This window comes from Paenibacillus sp. E194 (assembly GCF_000935845.1).
Classification (GTDB): domain Bacteria; phylum Bacillota; class Bacilli; order Paenibacillales; family Paenibacillaceae; genus Paenibacillus_B; species Paenibacillus_B alvei_B.
In genome coordinates, this window is the sequence record NZ_JMDX01000263.1 from 1 (window position 1) to 7,408 (window position 7,408).

The 7,408-nt window shown below is 46.3% G+C and carries 3 protein-coding genes and 4 pseudogenes; 6 read left to right on the forward strand and 1 reads right to left on the reverse strand.

Features of this window, described 5'->3' with window-relative positions; all coding sequences use genetic code 11:
- From AZ66_RS32115 to AZ66_RS24525, 3 genes and pseudogenes are all read left to right on the forward strand, one after another.
- Positions 1 to 289: pseudogene (locus tag AZ66_RS32115) on the forward strand (SDR family NAD(P)-dependent oxidoreductase); the annotation flags it as partial.
- Between the two features lie 206 nt (positions 290 to 495).
- A pseudogene (locus tag AZ66_RS24520) lies at positions 496 to 2,045 on the forward strand (DNA-binding protein).
- 143 nt (positions 2,046 to 2,188) lie between these two features.
- The gene (locus tag AZ66_RS24525; RefSeq protein WP_044357270.1) at positions 2,189 to 3,802 is read left to right on the forward strand and encodes a bifunctional metallophosphatase/5'-nucleotidase; all 1,614 of its coding nucleotides are present in this window, start codon (positions 2,189 to 2,191) and stop codon (positions 3,800 to 3,802) included.
- A 321-nt stretch (positions 3,803 to 4,123) separates the two neighbouring features.
- Here the strand turns inward: AZ66_RS24525 and AZ66_RS24530 are convergent, their stop codons facing one another.
- Positions 4,124 to 4,741, reverse strand: a complete 618-nt coding sequence (locus AZ66_RS24530; protein WP_231587034.1) for a L,D-transpeptidase family protein — start codon at positions 4,739 to 4,741, stop codon at positions 4,124 to 4,126.
- Between the two features lie 524 nt (positions 4,742 to 5,265).
- Between AZ66_RS24530 and AZ66_RS33910 the strand changes: the two are divergent.
- The 3 genes and pseudogenes from AZ66_RS33910 to AZ66_RS24540 all read left to right on the forward strand — a co-directional run.
- A pseudogene (locus AZ66_RS33910) lies at positions 5,266 to 5,988 on the forward strand (condensation domain-containing protein); the annotation flags it as partial.
- Between the two features lie 83 nt (positions 5,989 to 6,071).
- Positions 6,072 to 6,428 (forward strand): annotated as a pseudogene (locus AZ66_RS33440) (condensation domain-containing protein); the annotation flags it as partial.
- 12 nt (positions 6,429 to 6,440) lie between these two features.
- Positions 6,441 to 7,397, forward strand: a complete 957-nt coding sequence (locus tag AZ66_RS24540; RefSeq protein WP_231587035.1) for an AMP-binding protein — start codon at positions 6,441 to 6,443, stop codon at positions 7,395 to 7,397.
- Positions 7,398 to 7,408 lie beyond the last annotated feature (11 nt).

The following is a 7,408-nucleotide window of genomic DNA, read 5'->3' on the forward strand; positions in this document are numbered from 1 at the left end:
CTATACACTCACAGGTTCAGAAGTGTTCAATTATGAACAGATTGCGGCCAAATTCACAGCAATGCTCGGTCGTCCTATTACGTATATCAACATGGATTCGAACACACAGCGCCGTTCTTTAATGGAACAAGATCATATGCCGCTATGGCTTGCGAATCACGTTGTAGACATTCAAGCCATGTCCGCAGCCATTCCTGAGCATCCTACAGATACAGTTGCTCGGTTGCTCGGCCAAGCACCGAGAACGCTCGATGCCTTTCTCGAAGAACATATCGGCCTATTCCAGTAGTAGCAGATGCTTTTCGCCGCATTAGATTCCTTATTTAAACCAGATGTAATATTTTCTATATAATTCATAAATATTGATCGATTAACATAATCTTCGCATGAACATAAGTTTCTCTTAACATACGAGCCCTATAATAATGTTGAACGGAGAGGTTCAATCCCCCGCATCACAAAATGAGGAGGCGAAGAAGAATGAATATGCTAACTGTGTTGAAACGCAAATGGTTCAAAGTCGTACTTGCTGCATTAATCGCACTGCCCACGTTATCCTTGGGAGCAGGGTCTAACGCTTATGCGGAGGGGCCAGCTGATCCGGCGCCGTATATCACGGCAAAGGGTACACCGAACGGCAAGAAAGTATTGTTCGATAATACTCACGGCCAAACGGCTGGTGCAGCAGACTGGGTAATTGATGGCGGCTTCTCAGATTTTGCTAACGGCATTGCAGACAAAGGCTATGAGGTTAAGGAATTGCGCAAGTCTGCGCCGATCACGTATGATGATCTGAAAGATTATCAAGTGTTTGTTATTGGCGAGGCCAACATTCCATATAAGACATCAGAGCAAGCGGCAATGCTGCAGTATGTCAACAGTGGAGGCAGCATCTTCTTCATCGCGGATCATTACAATGCGGATCGCAATAAGAACCGCTGGGACGCTTCTGAAGCATTTAACGGCTACCGCCGTGGAGCGTGGAGCAACCCAGCACAAGGGATGAGCACAGAGGAGGCCAACTCAGCTGCTATGCAGGATGTTGCAAGCTCCGATTGGCTGTCCGACAACTTCGGTGTTCGTATTCGCTACAATGCACTCGGTGATATTAATGCGAATGTGATTGTCAATCCACAACAAGCATTCGGCATTACGAATCAAGTAAGCAGTGTTGCCATGCACGCAGGATCAACAATTGCGGTTACTAATCCGCAAATTGCGAAAGGCATCGTGCACTTGCCTGCGGTAAGCAGCAGCCAGAAATGGCTAAATGCAGTAGATCAAGGCGTATATAACGGAGGCGGCGTTGCAGAAGGGGCTTATGTATCCATCTCGAAGGTCGGCTTAGGGAAAGCCGCTGTCATTGGTGATTCCTCCCCAGTAGAGGATGCAACACCGAAATATTTGCGCGAAGAGAATGGACAGACGAAAAAACATATGATGGTTACAAAGAGCAGGATGATGCTGTACTGCTTATGAACCTTATTGACTGGCTTGCCGAGCAGGAGTCATACACGAGCTTCGCACAGGTACCAGGACTGCAGCTTGACACACCAACTGCATTGCTGCCGTTCGAGACGCCGCAGCTCAGTACAGAGCCGCAGCCTGAGCCGTGGGCAGCCCCTGCAGCTGGCTACAAATGGTGGGATTCTTCCACATTCAAGAAAGGTTCATATGGCGCTCCGAGTGGGGGACAGAACCCATCTGGCAATCCTGCGATGACACATCCTGCAACGGTAACTGCAGCCACACCTTTCAATGTAACGATTACAGCAGGCGGTTTAACGCCGAACAGCAGCATTACGCTTCAAATCGGCGTATACTTAACGGGCGGGCAACAAGTCGGTCAAGTGCAGCAAGATAATGGTAGTTGGCCTACCGGATATGGCTATAACAGCTTCACACTTACAGCGGATAGCACCGGTACTGCCGTGAAGACAATCCAGGTGCGGACACAATCAGGCAAGAGCGGGACAGCCAACATACGTCTCCGTAAGGATAGCAGCAATGTATATCAGACTAATCCAATTACAATTGCACCTTAAGTTATAAATGTCATGAATTGTCTGACATAGCTAGATCGTATAGAGAAGTCCCGGCGCGGGTGCCAGGGCTTCTCATTCCTTTATTTTGAAAGACACCAGCCAAGATAGGGTAGATGCTTCCAACGCAGATGAGGAGAATCCATATGAGCAATGAAACAGCAGCACCTCTTCACGAAAACAGTGATTCTTGCACAGTAGCCATTATACATACAAGTGACATTCACGGAACCGTTATGCCTTATCGGTATGCGGATCAGCAGCATATTGAAGCAGGGTTAGCCAGAATGGCGACCGCTATTGACACCCTGCGCCATCAGTATAAGGAATCTGTACTGATCGACAATGGCGATCTGCTTCAAGGCACACCGCTAACCTATTATCATGCCCGCATACAACCAGAACTGCCTAATCCAATGGTCGCCTGCATGAACCAGATCAAGGCAGATGCTGCCGTCATTGGGAACCATGAATTTAACTATGGGCTTCCCTATTTGAAGCAGGCGATTAAGGAGTCTCAGTTCCCATGGCTCAGCGCAAATCTGCTTCGAGCAGAAGACGGAGAACCTTATTTTGGCAAGCCCTATATTGTGAAGGAGTATGCGAATGGACTTAAGATTGGCATACTGGGCCTAACAACCCCGTATATACCCAACTGGGAACTGCCGCAGCATATTGCAGGAATTTGCTTCGAGGACGCGGTTGATGCGGCGAAGCGCTGGGTGGACATTCTTCGAAATGAAGAGCAGGTTGATCTCGTTGTCGTATCCTATCATGGTGGATTCGAGCGTGACTTGCGTACTGGTGAACTGACCGAGGCAGATACAGGGGAAAATCAAGGCTACCGAATTTGTATGGACGTACCCGGAATCGACATCTTGTTAACCGGTCATCAACACCGAATGATTGTAGATGAGCAGGTGAACGGAGTAAGGATCGCGCAACCAAGCTCACATGGGCAAGGAATCGGATTCATGGAGATCACTATGATAAAGCTTGAGGGGAAATGGACAATAGAACAATGTCAATCTCAGTTCATTCCTGTAGAAGGAACAGTCCCTGACGAACGTATCTTGGAAGCGATCCACCACATCGAGCAGAAAGTTCAACACTGGCTGGATCAACCAATTGGTACACTGGAAGGCAATATGCTGATCGATGATCCGTCGCAGGCCCGGCTTGCAGATCATCCATTCATCGCATTCATTAATCGGGTACAAATGGAATACGGATGTGCCGAAATATCGAATACCGCTCTCTTCGATGATAGTGCGCCAGGATTCTATGGAGAGATTACGATGCGACAGGTGCTGGCCAACTATATGTATCCGAATACGCTAAGAGTCATTCGCGTCTCGGGTCAAGATATTAAGGACGCCTTGGAGCAATCTGCCTCTTATTTTGCATTATCGGAGCAAGGGGATCAGATACAGGTTAGTGAAGCATTCTTATATCCGAAGCCCCAGCATTATAATTATGATATGTGGTCAGGGATTGAGTATGAGATTCAAGTCTCTCGTCCGGTAGGACAGCGCGTTACTACGCTAACCATTGGTGGCGCTCCAATTGAGAAGAACGCTGAATATGATGTGGCCATGAACAATTATCGAGCCGGGGGCGGGGGGAATTATGTCATGTTCGCCAATAAGCCAATTGTGCTTGATCTGCCGCCAGATATGGCTGAATTAATCGTGGATTATATTAGGAAGCGGGGAACCATTACAGCTGAGTACAGTCATAATTGGAGAGTTGTCTTGTAAGTTATTTAACAAAATAACCTTACTTAAAGTAAAAGCGAACCAACTCCCTAAGTTCTTTAAGTGGGGATAGAACCATTTGGATACTCCACGACACATACATGGGGCTGTCTCAAAAGGGTAGAATCAAGTGAGTCAGTCCCTTAAGATGTGCAAAGACGCCTCCGATACCACTGTATTTGTGGGGGGATGGAAGCGTCTTTTTTATGCATGCTCCTTTCAATGGAGAGGCTCTAAAATTCAAAATTGATTTTTGGGACAGCCCCTAAAAGCAGTATCTTGAAAGCATCCTAAAACACTGAAGTGATGTGAGTAGACCCTCGGTCATTCTACCAATCCCAGATGAACATAAATAGGGAAGGAAACAACGCCATTTGGCTCTAACTGGTGATCTCGTTGATAACGCTTGAGAGCCTGTGTCGTGCTTGATCTGAACTTGCCGTCACACCTTCCTTGGTAATATCCTGCACTTTGCAGCCTCGATTGAATTAATTGTACATCTCCGCCAACATCACCTTCCGCTAAATCCCGCGGATTATGTCTCAAATCACCCAGCGCATGCCCCATAATCGTTACTTTCGTGCCGATCGGAATCATCTCATACAATTCGATAACATCTTTATTGCGCATACGAATACAACCATGACTAGCGTGGCGTCCGATGGAATAGGGCTTATTGGTACCATGGATACCGTAGTTTCCCCATGTCACATTCAAGCCGAGCCAACGAGGTCCGAACGATGGCCCCCAGTTCTCCCCTTTAAATATGATGCGGAATTCACCTGCGGGAGTTGGGGTAGCGGGATCACCAACTGCGATATGATAAGACTTGATTGTCTTGTTATGCTGTTGCACAACAAGGCGGTGAAGGTGGGGGAAGATGATAATCGAGTAGTCATCTCGCTTCGATTCGACGGTATTCAAAGGCTTTGCTTCAACCATATCTGGCACGAGGGTGACCATTGAAAATGGAATGGATATAGTTAACAGCAATAGTCGAAAGAATAGTACATAAGCACGTAATTTCATCGATTTATTTCTCCATAAAGTTTTACACTACGATGCGGATAGTTTCACCGATATTGCGAAATTTATACAATTTGTGAAAGCAGTAATCATAACCTTATGCAATCCCCTTTGTGGGAGCTTGGACATATACCAGCGATGCATGAAATAACTGCAATCTCAGTATTTACAAGAAATTATCAAAAGAACAATTCTTTTTAGAAAATATTTGATTGACCCTCTTTCCAATGACATGTTTCAATGTGCTAGTAGATGAATTTGACAGGGAAGGGCGAATCTGATGAATGATTGGTCACTTACACATCCTCAACTTAGAATTTGGTACATGGAGAATATGCAGCCGAATACAAGCTTGGGCATTATTTCAGTAATCGTTGCGGCTTAAGTCGAAACAAGGCAGACTGGAGTTACCTTTCCTGCAACAAGCTATAAATGAGGTCTTGAGGCGAAATGAAGTTCTGCGCCTTCGTATCGTAGAGAGGGACGGACAGGAGCCAAGGCAATACATCAGCGAGTATCAAAGCTATGAGGTTCCAGTCATTGATGCTGTCGGTATTGACGTACAATCCTGGGAAAAGGCGAGAGCTCAGATGCCAATGCCGTGGAAGGATACCGATCTATTTGAGTTCATTCTATTGCGGATAAATGCTACAGATTGTGTATTATACCAGCGTTTCCACCATTTCATTCACGATGGAATCTCCCAGCAGCTTATCATTGATGATATTCTTGCCTATTACAGTTGTCTTGTACAAGGCGCAAGCTTGCCAGAGCCACTTCGACCTTCCTACTTGCAGTTCATCGCGAGTGAGCTGGAATACGAGCAATCTGAGCGCCGGGAGAAAGACCGACAATATTGGCTGCAGGAATTTGAAGCACATCCCTCTGACAGCGCACATACAATCTCGCCACTCCAACTGCATGATCCTACCTGTAAATCCAATCGTTTATCTTATCCGTTGTCAGCATCCATGCAGCAGCGCGTATATCAATTCTGCGAGAAGCATCAAGTTAGTCTATTTACGTTATTCACCGCACTACTCGGTATTTATTTACACAAGTGGAATGGGAAACAAAATCAAGTCGTCGGCACGACATTAAGCAATCGAACGAATAGAGCAGAGAAAAACATGTTAGGTATGTTCGTCAGCACGGTACCACTCCGCCTCCAGATGGAAGGGGGACAAGACAGGATTTCCTTCATTAAACAAGTGATAAAAAGCAATTCTAAGCGGCAAGGCATCAGAAATACCCATTCAATCAGCTTGTGCAGGATATTCGTTCCAAGACAGGCGACAGCTCGCCTCTCTTTCATGCATCCATTGAATACCGAGAGACGGATACGTCGAATGAACACAGCAATGAACACGTTCAATATGAATGGGAGCATATCCATTGTGGCTATGAGGAAAATGACTTCCTGCTTCGGGTACAGCGAGTCACGGCGACGAATGAATTGTCCCTGCACTTTGACTATCAGATAGCTAAATTCAGTCCAGAAGAAATTCAGCGACAGCTTGAACAGTATGTATATGTAATCGAAGAAGTGCTTGCACAGCCTGAACGCTCTATCGACTCAATCGAAATTTGTACACCTGAGCAGCGTGCAGAGCTGATGACTTCCTTTCAAGCAGCGAAAACACAAGAGTCCAATCCCTCTCCCTTAGTCGTCCAAGCTTTTAATGAGCAGTGTGAACGAACTCCTGAAGCTATAGCCATTCGATGCGACCAGCAATCCATCACTTATCGAGAATTAAGTACCAGAGCCGAACGATTGAGTGCACATCTAAGGAATAAAGGTATCGGGCAGGACGATGTCGTAGGCATCCTGATGGAGCGATCTATCGATACTATTGTCAGCATGCTCGGGATATGGAGAGCTGGGGCGGCCTACATTCCGCTAGAGCCTGCACTCCCTCATGAACGAATCTCATTTATGCTTACAGACAGCAGTGTCAAGGTCATCGTTACGCATCGAGGCCTAGAAAGGCGTTTCCAAATCGATAGAGTATATGAATGGTTGGATCTAGATAAATGCACCGCAGACAGCGACAAGCAAGAAAGTAGGCAAGAAAGCCAGCTATTAAATGACAATCCAATAGATGACAATCAAGTCGCTTATCCCGCTCCAAGCAGCCTTGCATATATCATCTATACCTCTGGGTCGACCGGCAATCCGAAGGGGGTTATGATCGAGCATCAATCGTTTGGCAGCATTCTGCATTATCGGAATCAAGAATACAAGACGGGGGTAGGAGACACTGTACTCCCGATGATTTCCTTCGCGTTCGATGGATTTGTGGCATCGTGCTGGTCACCACTGATTACGGGAGCGATTGTTGTGATGGCAGTCGAGGAGGCGATGAAAGACTTCTCTGCCATACGCAACTTGATTATACAAGAGAAGGTCTATCATATTATTTCCACACCAAGCTTATATGGGTCTGTACTCACAGGATTATCTACAGAAGATATGTCGAGACTTCGCTATTGTTACCTTAGCGGGCGAACGGGTCAGTCATGCGGTGATAGAGAGAAGCAAACAGCTTACAATCCGACATTGAAATTGTAATTGAATACGGT